We start from the raw sequence: 15621 nt of genomic DNA, 5'->3' as shown, positions 1-15621 counted from the left end.
TGTGTGATGTCAATCACTATTCGCTTTGAACCATGTTTATATCTAAGAAAGTAGACAATCGTCGAATTTTCGTCTTAAAGTCCAGGGTTCGGCACTAGACAAAACTAGCGCCTGGTTATCAAATGGTTAACCAACATTTCGCCGCATGTAAAAAATCGATCGGATACGTAACCGTTCGGCGTACATGCTGGTGTTTACAAGCACGACACATACCTTTTCGGGAGAATTATGCAATCCTCTGTTAATCAAAAAGAGAGCCGAACCTTCTTCGGCCATCCTTATCCGCTCGGTTCTCTGTTCTTCACCGAGATGTGGGAGCGTTTCTCGTTTTACGGTATTCGCCCGCTACTGATCCTGTTTATGGCCGCCACCGTGTATGACGGCGGAATGGGCCTGGCGCGTGAAAACGCCTCGGCGATTGTCGGTATTTTTGCTGGCACCATGTACCTCGCCGCGCTGCCGGGCGGCTGGCTGGCGGATAACTGGCTCGGCCAGCAGCGGGCCGTCTGGTACGGTTCGATTTTGATTGCGCTTGGGCACCTGTCGATTGCCCTGTCGGCCATCATGGGCGACAACCTGTTCTTCATCGGCCTGATGTTTATCGTGCTCGGCTCCGGCCTGTTCAAGACCTGTATCTCGGTCATGGTGGGGACACTGTACAAAAAGGGCGATGCGCGTCGTGACGGCGGTTTCTCGCTGTTCTATATGGGCATCAACATGGGCTCGTTCATTGCCCCTCTGATTTCCGGTTGGCTGATTAAAACCCACGGCTGGCACTGGGGCTTTGGTATCGGTGGTATTGGGATGCTGGTCGCCCTGATTATCTTCCGCGTGTTTGCCGTTCCGGCCATGAAGCGTTACGACAGCGAAGTCGGTCTGGACTCCACCTGGAACAGTCCGGTAGTGAAACGTAACGGCGTGGGCGCCTGGCTGCTGGCGCTGGCTGTGGGTGTTGCAATCATCGTTACGTTGATTGCCCAGGGCGTGATTGTGATTAATCCGGTCGCGGTCGCCAGCGTGCTGGTGTATGTGATTGCCGCCTCCGTCGCGCTCTACTTCATCTATCTGTTCATCTTCGCCGGGCTGAATCGCAAAGAGCGCGCAAGGCTGCTGGTGTGCTTTATTCTGCTGGTCTCCGCCGCGTTCTTCTGGTCCGCGTTCGAGCAGAAGCCAACCTCCTTCAACCTGTTCGCCAACGACTACACTAACCGCATGATCGGTGATTTTGAGATCCCGGCGGTGTGGTTCCAGTCGATTAATGCCCTGTTCATCATTCTGCTGGCCCCGGTATTTAGCTGGGCATGGCCGAAGCTGGCGAGCAAAAACATTCGTCCGAGCAGCATCACCAAGTTCGTGATCGGTATTCTGTGTGCAGCGGCGGGCTTTGGCCTGATGATGCTGGCGGCGCAGAACGTACTGAGCAATGGTGGGGCAGGGGTTTCTCCGTTCTGGCTGGTGGGCAGTATCCTGATGCTGACGCTCGGGGAACTGTGCCTGAGTCCGATTGGTCTGGCGACCATGACCCTGCTGGCGCCGGAAAGAATGCGCGGCCAGATGATGGGCCTGTGGTTCTGCGCCAGTGCGCTGGGTAACCTGGCTGCGGGGCTGATTGGCGGTCACGTGAAGGCCGACCAGCTGGATATGCTGCCAGACCTCTTTGCCCGTTGCTCCATCGCGCTGCTGATTTGTGCTGCGGTGCTGATCGTCCTCATTGTTCCGGTACGTCGCATGCTGGAAAATGCGCAAACTAAACCGGCTACCGAAGCCTGATACTATTCAGTCTGCCGGGGCAGTTGTCCTGTCCCGGCCCAACTCAACAGGAGAGAGCATGTCGATTACCTGTCCGGATTGCCACGCAGCGCTCGAGCCGCAAAACGGTATCGCGCACTGCGACAGCTGCAATAAAGATATTCCCCTCGAAGCGCGCTGCCCTGACTGCCATCAGCCGCTTCAGGTACTCAAGGCCTGCGGCGCGGTGGATTACTTCTGTCAGAACGGCCATGGGCTGATCTCAAAAAAACGCGTCGAGTTCGTCAGGGCTGGGGCTTAATCGCACACGCAGCCTTCTCCTTTTTGCCATAGCTCAATCAGCGATTCCGGCGCTTCCTGCTCCGGAACCAGCACAATAATATCGGTATACTGCGCCTGATTGTGCCGGGTCCAGATTATCTGAATGCGAAAATAGCGCTGATCGCCGCTGCCCGGAGACGACGCCTGGCCCGGTGGCTGTCCGCGCGGGATAGCCTGTTCCAGAATATTCACCACGCGCTGACGCTGTGCCTCGTTGAGCGTGGAGAGGGCGATCGTGCGCTGACCGCTCAGCTTAGGAATAAAGGCGACGCCGCCTTCCCGGGCCAGCTCAACCACGGCGTCATCCGTCAGTTCCGGTACCTGCATTACAGTACTCCCACCTGTTCCCAGGCTTGTTTAATGGCCGCCCCAACGTCGCTACCGGAGCGTTTCTCGCCGTGGGCGATCGTCAGTTTTGCGAAAGCGTCAAAATCCGCATCCTGCGCCAGGTTGCGATCGCAAACCGTGTCGTACCAGGCATAACCCGCTTTTTCCCAGGCGTAGCCACCGATTGCTGTTGCGGCCAGGTAAAACGCCCGGTTGGGGATGCCAGAGTTGAGGTGTACGCCGCCGTTATCCTCGCGCGTTTTGATGAAATCTTTCATGTGCGCGGGCTGCGGATCTTTGCCAAGGAGGGGATCGTCGTAGGCGGTGCCGGGTTCAGACATGGAGCGCAGCCCTTTGCCGTTAATCCCCGCTGCCAGCAGCCCTTCGCCAATCAGCCAGTCTGCCCGATCGGCGGTTTGCTTAAGATAGTATTGCTTCACCAGCGAACCAAACACGTCGGATAACGACTCGTTCAGCGCGCCAGATTGTTCAAAGTAAATGAGCCCGGCTTCGGTCTCCGTCACACCGTGGCTCAGCTCATGCGCCACCACGTCGATGGCAATGGTGAAGCGGTTGAAGATTTCCCCGTCGCCATCGCCAAAGACCATCTGCTGGCCGTTCCAGAAGGCGTTTTGATACTCACGGCCGTAATGCACGGTACCGGTCAGGATCAGCCCCTTATTATCGAGCGAATCCCGCTGATACTCCTTCCAGAAGAAATCATGGGTGATCCCCAGATAATCGTACGCTTCATCCACCGCCACATCGCCGTTGGAGGGCTGGCCTTCATAGCGCACCTGGCTACCCGGCAGCTCCTGGGTCTGTTTCGCATCGTAGATGTCACGCTCAAGCTGACCGGCTTTATTCACATGCGGCGCGGCGGGTTTGCCCGGCATATGCGCCATCAGGGTTTGCACATGGGTTAATGTCTGACGGGCGCAGCGCTGCTGGGGCTCTGAACCGCTTTCGATAATACGACGAAGAATATACGGAGGGATGACGCTATGAAGATGGGGCATGCTGCTCTCCTTATCAAAAAAGGCAATAGCAGCAGTATAGTTTGTAACCGGCGAAGATTTATCCGCTTTTACGCTGGCGCGTTTTTTTCACCGGTTTGATCTCTTTTACCTCACTCTCGACCCAGCCGTCAGAAAGCCGGGTGGTGAGCACATCCCCGGCTTTAACCTGTTTCGTTTGTTTCAGCACTTTGCCGTCCGTCGCGGTGGTCACACTATAGCCGCGAGCCAGCGTGGAGAGCGGGCTGACGGCTTCCAGATGGGTGACCGCATTGCCAAAACGCTCGCGGGTGGCGCTCAGGCGTGAGCGGATATTTTCCGCGAGGCGATACTCAAGCTGCTGGATACGCGTTTGTGCGCGATAAATCTTCGGCTGCGGGTTTTGCTGGTTCAGACGCTGCGTGACGCGCTGCTGGCGAGATACCGCCCGCTTAAGCTGGTTATCCAGCGCGAAGTTCATCCGCTGACGCAGACGTTCCAGCACGGTTTGCTGACGCGCCAGACGCAATTGCGGATGCTGCTGTTGCAGACGATGGTGAAGCTGGGTAAAGCGGCGGGTACGGTTGGCGAGGAAGTAGTCCATCGCCATCTCCAGGCGCTGCTGCCCGTTCTGGATCTGACGCAGCAGCTCCAGCTGGTTACGGCTGACTACCTCTGCCGCCGCGGACGGCGTGGGCGCGCGTAAATCCGCGACAAAATCGGCTATCGTCACATCCGTTTCATGGCCGACGGCGCTTACCACCGGGATAAGGCTGGCAAAGATTGCCCGCGCCACGCGCTCGTCGTTAAAGCTCCACAGGTCTTCCAGCGAGCCGCCGCCGCGCCCGACGATCAGGACATCACACTCCTGACGCGCATTCGCCAGCTCAATGGCGCGCACGATCTGCCCCGGCGCATCGTCACCCTGAACGGCAGTCGGGTAGATAATGACGGGCAGGGAAGGGTCACGGCGCTTAAGGACGTGCAAAATATCGTGCAGGGCCGCACCGGTTTTCGACGTGATAACCCCAACGCAGTGGGCTGGTGAGGGAAGGGGTTTTTTAAACTGCTGGTCGAACAATCCCTCAGCCGAAAGCATGGCTTTTAGCTGCTCGTACTTCTGTTGCAGCAAGCCTTCACCGGCGGGCTGCATGCTCTCGACGATAATCTGATAATCGCCGCGCGGCTCATACAGGGTAATGTTGGCGCGAACCAGAACCTGCTGGCCATGCTGAGGACGGAACGTCACGCGACGGTTGCTGTTGCGGAACATCGCGCAGCGCACCTGAGCGGTGTCGTCTTTCAGCGTAAAGTACCAGTGGCCGGAAGCAGGCTGCGTGAAGTTAGAGATTTCACCGCTGATCCAGACCTGTCCCATTTCCTGCTCAAGCAGCAAACGCACCGTCTGATTAAGGCGGCTGACAGTATAAATTGAGGGGGATTGAGAGGATAACATGTGAGCGGGATCAAATTCTAAATCAGCAAGTTATTCAGTCGATAGTAACCTGCTGAGAGGTGAGCGCAAGCATTTTTTTCAAAAAAGTGTGGATGCAATCGGTTACGCTCTGTATAATGCCACGGCAATATTTAACCACCCAGGTCAGAGATATTGCCCATGCTACGTATCGCTAAAGAAGCACTGACGTTTGACGACGTCCTCCTCGTTCCCGCTCACTCCACCGTTCTGCCGAATACTGCCGACCTCAGCACGCAGTTGACGAAAACCATTCGTCTGAACATTCCTATGCTCTCCGCAGCAATGGACACCGTGACTGAAGCGCGTCTGGCTATCGCCCTGGCACAGGAAGGCGGCATTGGCTTTATCCACAAAAACATGTCTATCGAGCGTCAGGCGGAAGAAGTTCGCCGCGTGAAGAAGCATGAATCCGGGATCGTGTCCGATCCTCAGACCGTTCTGCCAACCACCACGCTGCACGAAGTGAAAGCCCTGACCGAGCGTAACGGCTTTGCAGGCTACCCGGTAGTCACTGAAGACAACGAACTGGTCGGCATCATTACCGGTCGTGACGTGCGTTTCGTGACTGACCTGAACCAGCCTGTAAGCGTCTACATGACGCCAAAAGAGCGTCTGGTGACCGTGCGTGAAGGCGAAACCCGCGACGTGGTGCTGGCGAAAATGCACGAAAAACGCGTTGAGAAAGCGCTGGTTGTGGACGCGAACTTCCACCTGCGCGGCATGATCACCGTTAAAGATTTCCAGAAAGCAGAACGTAAACCGAACGCCTGTAAAGACGAGCATGGCCGTCTGCGCGTCGGCGCTGCGGTTGGCGCGGGCGCAGGTAACGAAGAGCGCGTTGACGCGCTGGTTGCCGCAGGCGTTGACGTGCTGCTGATTGACTCCTCCCACGGCCACTCCGAAGGCGTTCTGCAACGTATTCGTGAAACCCGTGCTAAATACCCGGATCTCCAGATTATCGGCGGTAACGTGGCAACAGGCGCAGGCGCTCGCGCGCTGGCGGAAGCGGGTTGCAGCGCGGTGAAAGTGGGTATCGGCCCTGGCTCTATCTGTACAACCCGTATCGTCACTGGCGTAGGCGTGCCGCAGATCACGGCGGTTTCTGACGCGGTTGAAGCGCTGGAAGGCACCGGCATTCCGGTTATCGCTGACGGCGGTATCCGCTTCTCTGGCGACATCGCTAAAGCGATCGCCGCAGGTGCCGCAGCCGTGATGGTGGGCTCCATGCTGGCCGGTACCGAAGAATCTCCGGGTGAAATCGAACTCTACCAGGGGCGTTCTTATAAATCCTACCGCGGTATGGGCTCCCTGGGCGCGATGTCCAAAGGTTCCTCTGACCGTTACTTCCAGACCGATAACGCTGCTGACAAACTGGTACCGGAAGGTATCGAAGGTCGCGTGGCGTATAAAGGCCGCCTGAAAGAGATCATTCACCAGCAGATGGGCGGCCTGCGCTCCTGTATGGGTCTGACCGGCTGTGGTACCATTGACCTGCTGCGTACCAAAGCGGAATTCGTACGCATCAGCGGTGCGGGTATCCAGGAGAGCCACGTTCACGACGTGACGATCACCAAAGAGTCCCCGAACTACCGTCTGGGCTCCTGATAAATTTCCGCGCCCGGCTCAATGCCGGGCGCTTTGTTTTGTTTCACTTGCCTCGGAATTAGCGTCAATGACGGAAAACATTCATAAACATCGCATTCTCATCCTGGACTTTGGTTCTCAGTACACTCAGCTGGTGGCGCGCCGCGTGCGTGAGCTGGGCGTTTACTGTGAGCTGTGGGCGTGGGATGTCACGGAAGCACAGATTCGCGAATTCAATCCAAGCGGCATCATCCTGTCCGGCGGCCCGGAAAGCACCACCGAAGAGAACAGCCCGCGCGCGCCGCAGTACGTGTTCGAAGCGGGCGTACCGGTGTTCGGCGTTTGCTACGGTATGCAGACCATGGCGATGCAGCTGGGCGGCCACGTAGAAGGCTCTAACGAGCGTGAGTTCGGCTACGCGCAGGTTGAAGTTGTCACCGACAGCGCGCTGGTGCGCGGTATCGAAGACTCCCTGACCGCAGACGGCAAGCCGCTGCTGGACGTGTGGATGAGCCACGGCGACAAAGTCACCGCCATCCCATCCGACTTCGTGACCGTTGCCAGCACCGAAAGCTGCCCGTTCGCCATCATGGCGAACGAAGAAAAACGTTTCTACGGCGTGCAGTTCCACCCGGAAGTGACCCACACCCGTCAGGGTATGCGCATGCTGGAGCGCTTCGTGCGTGACATCTGCCAGTGTGAAGCCCTGTGGACCCCGGCAAAAATCATCGACGACGCCGTGGAGCGTATCCGCCAGCAGGTTGGCGATGACAAAGTGATCCTCGGCCTCTCCGGTGGCGTGGACTCCTCTGTGACCGCGATGCTGCTGCACCGCGCCATCGGCAAAAACCTGACCTGTGTCTTCGTGGATAACGGCCTGCTGCGCCTGAACGAAGCGAAGCAGGTTATGGACATGTTTGGCGACCACTTCGGTCTGAACATCGTTCACGTGGAAGGCGAGCAGCGTTTCCTGGACGCGCTGAAAGGCGAGAACGATCCGGAAGCGAAACGTAAGATCATCGGTCGCGTGTTCGTGGAAGTGTTCGACGAAGAAGCGCTGAAGCTGGAAGACGTGAAATGGCTGGCGCAGGGCACTATCTACCCTGACGTGATCGAGTCTGCGGCCTCCGCAACCGGTAAAGCGCACGTTATCAAATCTCACCACAACGTGGGCGGCCTGCCGAAAGAGATGAAGATGGGTCTGGTGGAACCGCTGCGTGAGCTGTTCAAAGACGAAGTGCGTAAAATCGGTCTGGAGCTGGGGCTGCCGTACGACATGCTCTACCGTCACCCGTTCCCGGGCCCGGGCCTCGGCGTACGCGTGCTGGGCGAAGTGAAGAAAGAGTACTGCGACCTGCTGCGTCGTGCGGACGCGATCTTCATCGAAGAGCTGCACAAGGCTGACCTGTACAACAAGGTAAGCCAGGCGTTCACCGTGTTCCTGCCGGTTCGTTCTGTAGGCGTAATGGGCGATGGACGTAAGTACGACTGGGTTGTTTCCCTGCGTGCGGTGGAAACAATCGACTTCATGACCGCGCACTGGGCGCACCTGCCGTATGACTTCTTAGGCCGCGTGTCTAACAGAATAATCAATGAAGTCAATGGCATTTCCCGCGTGGTGTATGACATCAGCGGCAAGCCACCGGCGACGATCGAGTGGGAATGATGTATAGCTAGCTCATAGCTCATCATATCTATTCATTTTAATATCTAACCCTCTGTAATTGCAGAGGGTTTTTGTTTATATCTACTCATATCTATTCACTCTACACCACATTTTTCGACGGTACAGGTGACGGTATTACCCGAAAGGTATACTCTCATAGCGACAAAAATATGGATGCATTACGGGTGAATTGTGCTTACCGATACCAAACTTAAAAACCTCAAGCCGCAAGACAAACTGTATAAAGTTTCTGACCGTGACGGGCTGTATGTCGCCGTGCTCACGTCAGGCTCTGTCTCGTTCCGCTACGACTACCGCATCAACGGCCGCCGGGAAACACTGGTGATCGGCCAGTACGGTCGTGACGGTATCAGCCTGGCGGAAGCGCGAGAAGAATTGATTAACGCTAAAAAGCTCGTGAAGGCAGGCCAGTCGCCTGCTGCGGCGAAACGAGACGGTATTAAAAAAATCCGTGGGGCTGAGACTTTCGCGGTACATACCGACAGTTACATGAAGAATGCCACGCTGGCCGACAGTACGCGGGAGCTTAAGCGGGCGATCATTGATCGTGACCTGATACCGTCACTCGGCAACAAGCTAATGACTGAGATCACCACAGCGGCGGTTCGTGATTTGTGCGATAAAATCGTCCAGCGCGGTGGTAATGCAACAGCAGTAAGAGCCCGGGAGATAATCAGCAGTGTGTACCGTCATGCTAATGACAGAGGGCACGGGTTCTATAACCCAGCTGCTGATATAAAACCGTCATCCATTGCCACATTTGTGGACCGGGAGCGATACCTTAGTCCAGAAGAAATTGGTGTATTTTTCCGTGCGCTGGATAGTTTCAGTGCAATGGGCACGCTGAAGATGGCAATCAAGCTCGTTCTGCTGACGATGGTCAGGAAAGGGGAGTTCACCAACGCCGAGCTTAAAGAAATCAGCTTCACCAAAGGGGTTTGGACCATTCCTGGCGAAAGAATGAAGAGCGGGAAACCTCATTCAATTTACCTTTCAAGGCAGGCACTTGATCTGATGGTGACCCTTCAGATGTGTGCAGGCGGCAGTATTTATCTTGTGCCTGGCAGATACGACTTCAACAAACCTATCTCTAACGCCTCGCTTAATTCCCTGATCGACCGCGTAGTGGCGCGCATAAACGAATCGGGTTATCACTTTGAACGCTTTACTGTGCATGATCTGCGACGTACCGCCAGTACCAACCTTCATGAAGCTGATTATCCATCAGACTGGATTGAAAAAGGCCAGGCACGAAAGCAGAAAGGGACGAGAGCGGTTTACAATAAAGCAGAATATGCGCGGCAACGCGCTTACATGCTTCAGCAGTGGGCTGATATGGTTGATGCCTGGATAGCAGGGGAGCACACCGATCTGGTGCTGTTCTCCCCTTCGAAGTTTGAGAAGTGGATGGAAAGTCAGTAGCCGAAGAAAATGACTATTTAAATCTCGCTGATGAATTATGCCGCACGCTCCCGGCCCTGATTGTCTGTTGGTGGAAATGGAGCATGTCCGAATGCTCTCGTCATCCCGGCGATATCCAGCGCGTAGCCAGGGTGCAACTGCACCGCCGGGCCTTCGCACTGGTTGCCCCATACGTCGAAACCATGGGATGACTGGCGGGCGAAAAGCTCAATGCGCGGCACATCGCCAAGCAACTGCACCAGCTTCTCCCTGATCACGTCAGGTTTGCGCGAGTTCTCCATGCGCGGCGCCGTGACATGCTGGCAGATCGAGGCATCCATGCGCGCCGGCAGCTTTCCACGCACCGCAAACAGGCAGTCTTCACTGTTCGCCCGGGTCATATGGCCCATTCCGATCGCGCTGTTGCCTTTGTGCTTGTTCGTCTTATGCCAGGTAAATCCTTTCATGGTCATCAGGCGGAATCCCCACGCTTCGATAACCTTCAGCGCCTCAACCGGCTGTGTCGGTACCCACCACATAGCCAGCAGGCAATCTTCGGCAGCCAGATCCCACACTGGCAGGCGGCAGATATCGAGCACGTTCATAACCGGATACTTGAATCCAGCGCCGCGCTCGCCATCAGCTGCTTTGTCACGGTAAACCCATGGCGGGTCAGCGTAGATAAGAGTGTATTTTCCAGTCATGCTGCCACCTTCTTGCTGTTTATCAGCTCAGCCAGGCGCTGAGCCTTCAATGGGTTTCTGATAACCTGGCCGCCGGGTGCCAGCCACCCGCGGCGCAGAGATGAATAAACCAGCGTGATACTGCCGACTCGGATATTGTCGTGCGGGTTAGTCATAAACCACCCCGCGACATCCTATCCCGCTATAGTCCAGGTGCGGGGTGCGGTTACCTTTTGTGATACACTGCTGGCGGCGCACCGCGATACGGGCGCGCTCAACTTCACCAACAGCCGCATCCAGGCACTGGAGCCAGAGGCGGGCCGCGATGCGATAATGACCGCGGCGCTCGCGCTCGATGGCCCGGCTTTCGATCTCCATTGCTTCCGGGGTTACTGCCACAACTTTTTCAGTTCCGCGCTGCGATGCTTTATTCATGTGATATTTTTCAAGGCGGGTTAATTTTCTCATACCCAGGATCCTCTCAACTGATTACCGCCGCCAGCCACATCAGGTAGGCGACCACGGCCAGATACAGGTACACATCTGACCATCTGCCGATATGCTTTTTCAGCGCCGTCATGCTGCCGCACTCACCGGGCGATACACGCGGCGGTCAACTGGCGGCTTTTTTCCGGTGAACGTCGCCGGGCTTGCCGCCTTACGTTTATCCAGCCAGGCTTCAACTTCGCTCTGGTCCCACGCACAGCGGCGATCGGTGATCCAGAAACGGGACGGGAATTCGCCAGCCTGTTCCAGGCGGTCAATCGTGCTCCATGACAGTGGCACCACCGCCAGGAGTTCCTTCTTACCAAATGCACCTTTCATAAATACCTCTCTTGGTTGCAGGTGTGGCGCCGTGGCGCCACGGTGGTGTTATTCGAATTCAGGACGCATATCGTTAAGCGTCGTCATGAATCCCTGGTGGTATTCTTCACCGAGCTTTTCAGCCATGGCGGTGATCTCATCTTCGGCACGCTTAAACATCGCCTTGGAATCTGCTGCGGATGAATCTAGGCTGTTCAGAATTGCGCTGACGTATTCCCGAGCCTCTTCGCGATCAGAGTCAGAAACCACCGTCAGGCTCTGTTGCTCATCATCAACAACGGAATACTCACCGGTGATAACTGCCGCGTTATCCTGACTCAGGCCAGCTTCAGCTCGTTCATCCATCACCACAGCTTTTTGCAATTCGATAGAGACAGGCAGGTATTTGAACAGGCGGCGGATCACCGTCTTTTTCGCCATTTCGTCGAAGTGGTCAACCCATGGGCCACTGCTGCCGGCTTTGCTCAGGGCCCGTACTTTTTCAACGTCTGCCCGGCTCATAACTTCGAACTGGACGCCGCCATCTTTCAGGCGGGCCACTGCGTATACATGGGTCAGTTCGCCGCGGTCACCGGTTTCGCAAGGTGAGTGCTCGAGCGTTTCTTCCAGACCGTATGAGTAGCTGAATTTGTCGTTTGCATGGACGGTGCGCGCTGAGATGCTCAGGATCTGCCCGGAGCGGCGGGCAAGGTCAATCATCCCGCGATAGCCGATGATCAGCTGAGCTTCTGTCGATACCGTTTCCCAGCGGCCATTAATTTTCTGGCGCTTGTCGAACGGAATAAGGTACGCGTGGCCCAGTGCGCCGCCCGGCTCCAGTCCGAGCTGAGCGCATTGCATAATTGCACCGAGGAAACTGGCCTGGTCGCATGCTGCCAGTTTTGGGACCTTGCGGATCTCGGTAGTGGCGATGCGCGCCAGGCGGTCAGCTGTCATGTGCTTTGGAAGAGCCAGTGCCATCTGAGCCTTAATTTTTGGATCCGCGAGCAACCCGGCCAGCGTGGTAGGTTTATCGTTATGCTGTGCAACCTGGTTGCCGGTTGCTGCTGCCTTAAGTGCGTTGGTAGACATTTTTTCTCCTTACTTCATTCTGAAAACGCGTGATGTCGTTGCTGTTTTGAATTTTTCGTACAGGTCAGGGTGCTCAACCTGGAATAATTTCTGATCGAACCGGTTACTTACCTGAGATTTCCATGTGCAAATCGGTTTCCCGTCCAGCGTCAGGATTGAGTGCTCCTGCATGTACAGCTTCAGCTTCTCCTCCGATACGGCGATTTCTTCTTCCAGTGACTTGCAACGTGATTTCATGTCGCGGAGGTCGTTGAAGAGCGCCAGGGCTTTACCGTCTGCCTCAATGCTTGAGCCGGAATCCTTCTCAAACATCAGAGAAATATCGCTGACTGTTGTCGCCTCCGGTGGGTTCAGGTTTATCACCCGATCCCAGAAGGAAACTTCTTTCTCCAGGATGGCTTGAATGGTTTCCTCATCTCGCTCAACGCGATAAATACGGAAATCATCACCGCCGATCAGGACGCCGAATACGCATACCTGTTTCCCTGTTACCATCAGCCCATGCATGGCCTGCGCCGTGTAATGCACAGGGATCGCATCTGTCTGAACTTCTCCCCATTCCTTAGCTTTGAATGGGCTAACCGTTTTGATCTCGATGTTCTCGCCGGTAGCTGCTTCTGCATCAATTTCAGCTGCGATAAAGCCGTAATCTCGGTGGATATACCGGTTGCCGCGATGAATAATTTCCAGCCCTGCCTCTTCAGAAAGCAGGTCAATTACGTATGGCTCCATACGCTGGCCACGCGTGAAAACTTTCTGCTTTGAAGGATCTACTGGCTTGATGCGTGGCTGAACCTTATCCAGATACACCTCAAGCGGAGTGCGCCACGGGCTAATTCCGAGAATGCCGGCGACATCACTGCCGCCGAGGTATTTGGTCCGGTCCATGCTGCCGACGTTCTGCATCATGCCGCAGTCCTCGCCGAGTCCAGCTGGTCAGCCAGATCCCACTTCGCGATGATGCTCGTCATCGCGGCCTGGTACGCTGCGAGCGCCTCTTCGAATTCCGTGCTCATCATCAGCTCTTCCAGAATCTCGGTCCGCACGCCTTTGCGCTCCAGCTCATAGAAAGGTTTTTGCAGCTGGTGGAACTTGATGGCGTCGATCAGCTCTACCTGGCGCTCGTAGTGCAACTGACTCAGCTGGTAGTCGCTGTCGATACTGGTCATGATTTTTTTCAGGTTGTTAATCTGCTGGATGTTCACTTGCTCACCCCCATATCCATTTCAGTTTTTACTGCCATCTTGGTGACAAATGCCCAGTTGATGGCCTCATGCAGAGTGCGGCACTTTGTGCTCATCAGCCCGCACGCCGTAACGCAGTACCAACCGTTGATGATTTTCCACTGCATAATTCGTTACCTCAGTGTTACCGTTGAGGTAATAATTATCCTTATGTGGTTTGAAGTCAATAGGTATGATTATAAAAAATTACCCATTAGGTAATCTTAGGGGCAATAAAAAAGCCGCACAATGGCGGCTTAGTGTCTGAAATATATGATGTTACTCTTGCGTTTTACCGTTCTGAACAATCACGAAATCGACGTAGCTTTCGATCTTGCTTTTCTCGCTCTCAGGTAACAATGCGTAGCGGGCCCGGTCGTAATGGATGGTCGCCGGGTCGCGGGGATGGATGAGCAGTTCATAGCCCCGGCGCCCGAACGCGCTGGCGATAGCCTCCAGGGTGGAAATAGAAACGCTAACCTCATTGTTCAGCATGCGCTGGATTGTAGCCTGGGCAACGCCGGACGCTTTCGACACCTTGCCCTGAGATGACAGGTCGCGGTTGTTCTGCATCCACGCTTCAAGGTTATGCGCCGCCAGCTGGCCGATATCGGAAGGGGTGATCTCTTCCTGGGGGATGGCAACAGCAGATAAGGAGTGGTCGACGTCCAGCCAGTTCGACGGCTTGTTTGCTGCCTTCTCAATCTTGCGCGCCACCGTGTCGCCGACCACCTTCTGCCCGCGGGCCCAGCGGTTCACCAGGTTTGCCTGAGTTCCCAGTTTTTCCGCCAGACGAGTCTGCACCCCGTTGAAGTCACGGTCGATGATATCGTTAATATTCTGCCTGCGGATATCCTGAATACTTTTCATGCTCTGGTGAATCGCCTCATATATGAATTAGTTAGTGGTTCAATTAAAAGCGAATTTACCTCACAGGTAAATGCACCTAACAGGTAACAAACCTTGATTTTTATTACCTTCTGGGTGAATATTTGTTATCTGAAATTAATATCAGGCAATAGCTATGAGCGAGAACGAAAAATTCGACTTCAAAAAACACTGGTTGCAACTCACTCCTGATGAGCGAAATGCCTTTGCTGACGAGGCCGGGACGACCAGCCACTACATCCAGACGCATCTGACAGGCCGCCGGAAAATGCCCGGTAAGACATTGATGAATGGACTGTTTAAGGCATGCAAACAACGCGGATGGGTCAGAACTAAGCCGGAACTGGCTATCTTCTTCTACGAATAGAACCCCCTTCAAACCCCCATCAGGCCGCCTTCTGGCGGTCTTTTCATATCTATTCATTCCTCTCGGGTAATAATGATCCGAATATGGTTGATCTTTTTTCGGCCATCGCACAAAATTACCAAAGATAAATTTCAAAGAGAGGTGCAAATGAAGCGATTAACTCAGCGTGAAGCTCTCGAAATGGGCCTCACCAGATTCTACACCGGCAAGAAGTGCATTCACGGGCATGACAGCGAGCGCTACACCCTCAGTGGTGAATGCGTTAAGTGCAACAACGAGCGGGCGCGACGCCAGCAGCAGTTGCGTTCAGATAAATTAAAGGCAGCCAGAAAGGCGCGGGAGGCAGCATGAAGATTTTTTTCTCCGGTTCCAGTGCTCAATTATGCATTGAAGCAGAGTCAGAAGAAGAAAAGGCGATGCTCATTATGTGGCACCGGCTGAACATTTCAGATCAGACAATGTACTGCGACATGGTTGATACTGGTTGCTTCGCTGGGTTGCGCCTTTGTGGAATCACTGATCTCGAGAAAGAGTAGGTTCATATGGCTAATCAATGGCTACGTCTTTGGCATGATATGCCTAATGACCCGAAGTGGAGAACCATAGCGAGAATATCCGGTCAACCGATAGCTCTCGTTCAGGCCGTTTATGTCCACCTTCTTGTTAGCGGGTCACAAAATGTCACGCGAGGTCACGCTGATGTCACGAACGAGGACTTAGCGTCACATTTTGACGTGACTGAGTGTGACATAGACGCTGTTATTAACGCCATGCAGGGCCGTGTTTTGGATGGAACATACCTTACAGGGTGGGAGCGGAGACAGCCTAAAAAGGAGGACCGTGGCAATGATGAAACAGGAGCAAAATCAGCAACTCAGAGAAAAAGAGAGCAGCGTGAAAGGCAGCGGATGCGACAACAAGAAAGCAATGAGTCACGGCAATGTCACGACAAGTCACGAAATGTCACGACAGATAAAGAAGAGATAAAGAGAAGAGAAGATATAAAAGATAAACCCCACACAG

Annotated in this window: 21 protein-coding genes; 9 read left to right on the top strand and 12 right to left on the bottom strand. The window is 54.8% G+C overall.

Annotation, left to right across the window (positions count from 1 at the left end; all coding sequences use genetic code 11):
• The first annotated feature begins 228 nt into the window (after window positions 1-228).
• Both ACOTX4_RS08980 and ACOTX4_RS08975 read left to right on the top strand, forming a co-directional pair.
• Complete coding sequence (locus ACOTX4_RS08980; protein ID WP_003860609.1) at window positions 229-1770, top strand: peptide MFS transporter; 1542 nt, start codon at window positions 229-231, stop codon at window positions 1768-1770.
• Window positions 1771-1828: 58 nt separating this feature from the next.
• Window positions 1829-2050, top strand: coding sequence for a zinc ribbon domain-containing protein (locus tag ACOTX4_RS08975; protein ID WP_003860607.1), 222 nt, complete (start codon window positions 1829-1831; stop codon window positions 2048-2050).
• Here ACOTX4_RS08975 and ACOTX4_RS08970 read toward each other — a convergent pair.
• The 3 genes from ACOTX4_RS08970 to xseA are packed head-to-tail and all read right to left on the bottom strand — an operon-like array spanning window position 2047 to window position 4848.
• A complete protein-coding gene (locus ACOTX4_RS08970) occupies window positions 2047-2397 on the bottom strand; it encodes a protealysin inhibitor emfourin (RefSeq protein WP_003860606.1) in 351 nt (116 codons plus the stop codon). The two genes, ACOTX4_RS08975 and ACOTX4_RS08970, sit on opposite strands and share 4 nt — an antisense overlap.
• Entirely contained in the window at window positions 2397-3416 is a 1020-nt protein-coding gene (locus ACOTX4_RS08965; protein WP_045330482.1) for a M4 family metallopeptidase, read from the bottom strand. The genes ACOTX4_RS08970 and ACOTX4_RS08965 overlap by 1 nt, the downstream gene beginning before the upstream one ends.
• Before the next feature lie 58 nt (window positions 3417-3474).
• On the bottom strand, window positions 3475-4848 hold the full coding sequence (gene xseA / locus ACOTX4_RS08960; protein ID WP_045330480.1) for an exodeoxyribonuclease VII large subunit: 1374 nt from the start codon (window positions 4846-4848) through the stop codon (window positions 3475-3477).
• Between the two features lie 159 nt (window positions 4849-5007).
• Here xseA and guaB point away from each other — a divergent pair, with 159 nt between their 5' ends.
• The 3 genes from guaB to ACOTX4_RS08945 all read left to right on the top strand — a co-directional run bounded on the left by guaB (window position 5008) and on the right by ACOTX4_RS08945 (window position 9562).
• On the top strand, window positions 5008-6474 hold the full coding sequence (gene guaB / locus ACOTX4_RS08955; protein WP_003860601.1) for an IMP dehydrogenase: 1467 nt from the start codon (window positions 5008-5010) through the stop codon (window positions 6472-6474).
• A 67-nt stretch (window positions 6475-6541) separates the two neighbouring features.
• A complete protein-coding gene (guaA, locus tag ACOTX4_RS08950) occupies window positions 6542-8119 on the top strand; it encodes a glutamine-hydrolyzing GMP synthase (protein ID WP_003860599.1) in 1578 nt (525 codons plus the stop codon).
• A gap of 192 nt (window positions 8120-8311) precedes the next feature.
• The gene (locus ACOTX4_RS08945; protein WP_047050290.1) at window positions 8312-9562 is read left to right on the top strand and encodes a tyrosine-type recombinase/integrase; all 1251 of its coding nucleotides are present in this window, start codon (window positions 8312-8314) and stop codon (window positions 9560-9562) included.
• 35 nt (window positions 9563-9597) lie between these two features.
• On the opposite strand, the gene ACOTX4_RS08940 is transcribed toward ACOTX4_RS08945, so the two are convergent.
• The 9 genes from ACOTX4_RS08940 to ACOTX4_RS08900 form a co-directional block, all read right to left on the bottom strand.
• Window positions 9598-10245 carry an MT-A70 family methyltransferase gene (locus tag ACOTX4_RS08940; RefSeq protein WP_088567101.1) on the bottom strand — a complete coding sequence of 216 codons (648 nt, stop codon included), beginning with the start codon at window positions 10243-10245 and terminating at the stop codon, window positions 9598-9600.
• A complete protein-coding gene (locus ACOTX4_RS08935) occupies window positions 10242-10400 on the bottom strand; it encodes a DUF1317 family protein (protein WP_088567100.1) in 159 nt (52 codons plus the stop codon). The genes ACOTX4_RS08940 and ACOTX4_RS08935 overlap by 4 nt, the downstream gene beginning before the upstream one ends.
• Window positions 10393-10692, bottom strand: coding sequence for a PerC family transcriptional regulator (locus tag ACOTX4_RS08930; RefSeq protein WP_040117969.1), 300 nt, complete (start codon window positions 10690-10692; stop codon window positions 10393-10395). The genes ACOTX4_RS08935 and ACOTX4_RS08930 overlap by 8 nt, the downstream gene beginning before the upstream one ends.
• Before the next feature lie 108 nt (window positions 10693-10800).
• Window positions 10801-11049, bottom strand: a complete 249-nt coding sequence (locus ACOTX4_RS08925) for a helix-turn-helix transcriptional regulator (RefSeq protein ID WP_032634922.1) — start codon at window positions 11047-11049, stop codon at window positions 10801-10803.
• A gap of 48 nt (window positions 11050-11097) precedes the next feature.
• A complete protein-coding gene (recT, locus tag ACOTX4_RS08920) occupies window positions 11098-12120 on the bottom strand; it encodes a recombination protein RecT (RefSeq protein WP_129329177.1) in 1023 nt (340 codons plus the stop codon).
• A gap of 9 nt (window positions 12121-12129) precedes the next feature.
• Window positions 12130-13029 (bottom strand): YqaJ viral recombinase family protein, encoded by a 900-nt coding sequence (locus tag ACOTX4_RS08915; protein ID WP_129329176.1) that lies wholly within the window; start codon window positions 13027-13029, stop codon window positions 12130-12132.
• Complete coding sequence (locus ACOTX4_RS08910) at window positions 13026-13325, bottom strand: hypothetical protein (protein ID WP_129329175.1); 300 nt, start codon at window positions 13323-13325, stop codon at window positions 13026-13028. The genes ACOTX4_RS08915 and ACOTX4_RS08910 overlap by 4 nt, the downstream gene beginning before the upstream one ends.
• Entirely contained in the window at window positions 13322-13471 is a 150-nt protein-coding gene (locus ACOTX4_RS08905; protein ID WP_162843058.1) for a hypothetical protein, read from the bottom strand. Before ACOTX4_RS08905 ends, ACOTX4_RS08910 begins: the two co-directional genes overlap by 4 nt.
• 151 nt (window positions 13472-13622) lie before the next feature.
• Complete coding sequence (locus ACOTX4_RS08900) at window positions 13623-14213, bottom strand: helix-turn-helix transcriptional regulator (protein WP_063132198.1); 591 nt, start codon at window positions 14211-14213, stop codon at window positions 13623-13625.
• Window positions 14214-14367: 154 nt separating this feature from the next.
• On the opposite strand from ACOTX4_RS08900, the gene ACOTX4_RS08895 reads away from it, so the two are divergent.
• The 4 genes from ACOTX4_RS08895 to ACOTX4_RS08880 all read left to right on the top strand — a co-directional run bounded on the left by ACOTX4_RS08895 (window position 14368) and on the right by ACOTX4_RS08880 (window position 15585).
• Window positions 14368-14598: a hypothetical protein gene (locus ACOTX4_RS08895; RefSeq protein WP_032634928.1), complete on the top strand. Its 231-nt coding sequence runs from the start codon at window positions 14368-14370 to the stop codon at window positions 14596-14598.
• Window positions 14599-14745: 147 nt separating this feature from the next.
• The gene (locus ACOTX4_RS08890) at window positions 14746-14949 is read left to right on the top strand and encodes a hypothetical protein (RefSeq protein WP_063132206.1); all 204 of its coding nucleotides are present in this window, start codon (window positions 14746-14748) and stop codon (window positions 14947-14949) included.
• Window positions 14946-15134 (top strand): hypothetical protein, encoded by a 189-nt coding sequence (locus ACOTX4_RS08885; protein WP_063132197.1) that lies wholly within the window; start codon window positions 14946-14948, stop codon window positions 15132-15134. The genes ACOTX4_RS08890 and ACOTX4_RS08885 overlap by 4 nt, the downstream gene beginning before the upstream one ends.
• A gap of 304 nt (window positions 15135-15438) precedes the next feature.
• Window positions 15439-15585, top strand: a complete 147-nt coding sequence (locus ACOTX4_RS08880) for a hypothetical protein (RefSeq protein WP_227788524.1) — start codon at window positions 15439-15441, stop codon at window positions 15583-15585.
• The last annotated feature ends 36 nt before the right edge of the window (window positions 15586-15621 follow it).

Origin of the sequence: Enterobacter cloacae complex sp. IR5459 (assembly GCF_049238005.1) — a bacterium.
Lineage (GTDB): Bacteria > Pseudomonadota > Gammaproteobacteria > Enterobacterales > Enterobacteriaceae > Enterobacter > Enterobacter hormaechei_C.
The sequence above is the reverse complement of the archived record's forward strand: the minus strand, read 5'-3'. Positions and strand labels throughout refer to the sequence as shown.

Coding starts and splice junctions, on each gene's coding strand:
- ACOTX4_RS08905 (WP_162843058.1), bottom strand. CDS start 13,471: ATGCAGTGGAAAATCATCAACGGTTGGTACTGCGTTACGGCGTGCGGG.
- recT (WP_129329177.1), bottom strand. CDS start 12,120: ATGTCTACCAACGCACTTAAGGCAGCAGCAACCGGCAACCAGGTTGCA.
- ACOTX4_RS08885 (WP_063132197.1), top strand. CDS start 14,946: ATGAAGATTTTTTTCTCCGGTTCCAGTGCTCAATTATGCATTGAAGCA.
- ACOTX4_RS08925 (WP_032634922.1), bottom strand. CDS start 11,049: ATGAAAGGTGCATTTGGTAAGAAGGAACTCCTGGCGGTGGTGCCACTG.
- ACOTX4_RS08890 (WP_063132206.1), top strand. CDS start 14,746: ATGAAGCGATTAACTCAGCGTGAAGCTCTCGAAATGGGCCTCACCAGA.
- guaA (WP_003860599.1), top strand. CDS start 6,542: ATGACGGAAAACATTCATAAACATCGCATTCTCATCCTGGACTTTGGT.
- ACOTX4_RS08965 (WP_045330482.1), bottom strand. CDS start 3,416: ATGCCCCATCTTCATAGCGTCATCCCTCCGTATATTCTTCGTCGTATT.
- ACOTX4_RS08980 (WP_003860609.1), top strand. CDS start 229: ATGCAATCCTCTGTTAATCAAAAAGAGAGCCGAACCTTCTTCGGCCAT.
- ACOTX4_RS08930 (WP_040117969.1), bottom strand. CDS start 10,692: ATGAGAAAATTAACCCGCCTTGAAAAATATCACATGAATAAAGCATCG.
- ACOTX4_RS08900 (WP_063132198.1), bottom strand. CDS start 14,213: ATGAAAAGTATTCAGGATATCCGCAGGCAGAATATTAACGATATCATC.
- ACOTX4_RS08935 (WP_088567100.1), bottom strand. CDS start 10,400: ATGACTAACCCGCACGACAATATCCGAGTCGGCAGTATCACGCTGGTT.
- xseA (WP_045330480.1), bottom strand. CDS start 4,848: ATGTTATCCTCTCAATCCCCCTCAATTTATACTGTCAGCCGCCTTAAT.
- ACOTX4_RS08895 (WP_032634928.1), top strand. CDS start 14,368: ATGAGCGAGAACGAAAAATTCGACTTCAAAAAACACTGGTTGCAACTC.
- ACOTX4_RS08970 (WP_003860606.1), bottom strand. CDS start 2,397: ATGCAGGTACCGGAACTGACGGATGACGCCGTGGTTGAGCTGGCCCGG.
- ACOTX4_RS08940 (WP_088567101.1), bottom strand. CDS start 10,245: ATGACTGGAAAATACACTCTTATCTACGCTGACCCGCCATGGGTTTAC.
- ACOTX4_RS08975 (WP_003860607.1), top strand. CDS start 1,829: ATGTCGATTACCTGTCCGGATTGCCACGCAGCGCTCGAGCCGCAAAAC.
- ACOTX4_RS08915 (WP_129329176.1), bottom strand. CDS start 13,029: ATGATGCAGAACGTCGGCAGCATGGACCGGACCAAATACCTCGGCGGC.
- guaB (WP_003860601.1), top strand. CDS start 5,008: ATGCTACGTATCGCTAAAGAAGCACTGACGTTTGACGACGTCCTCCTC.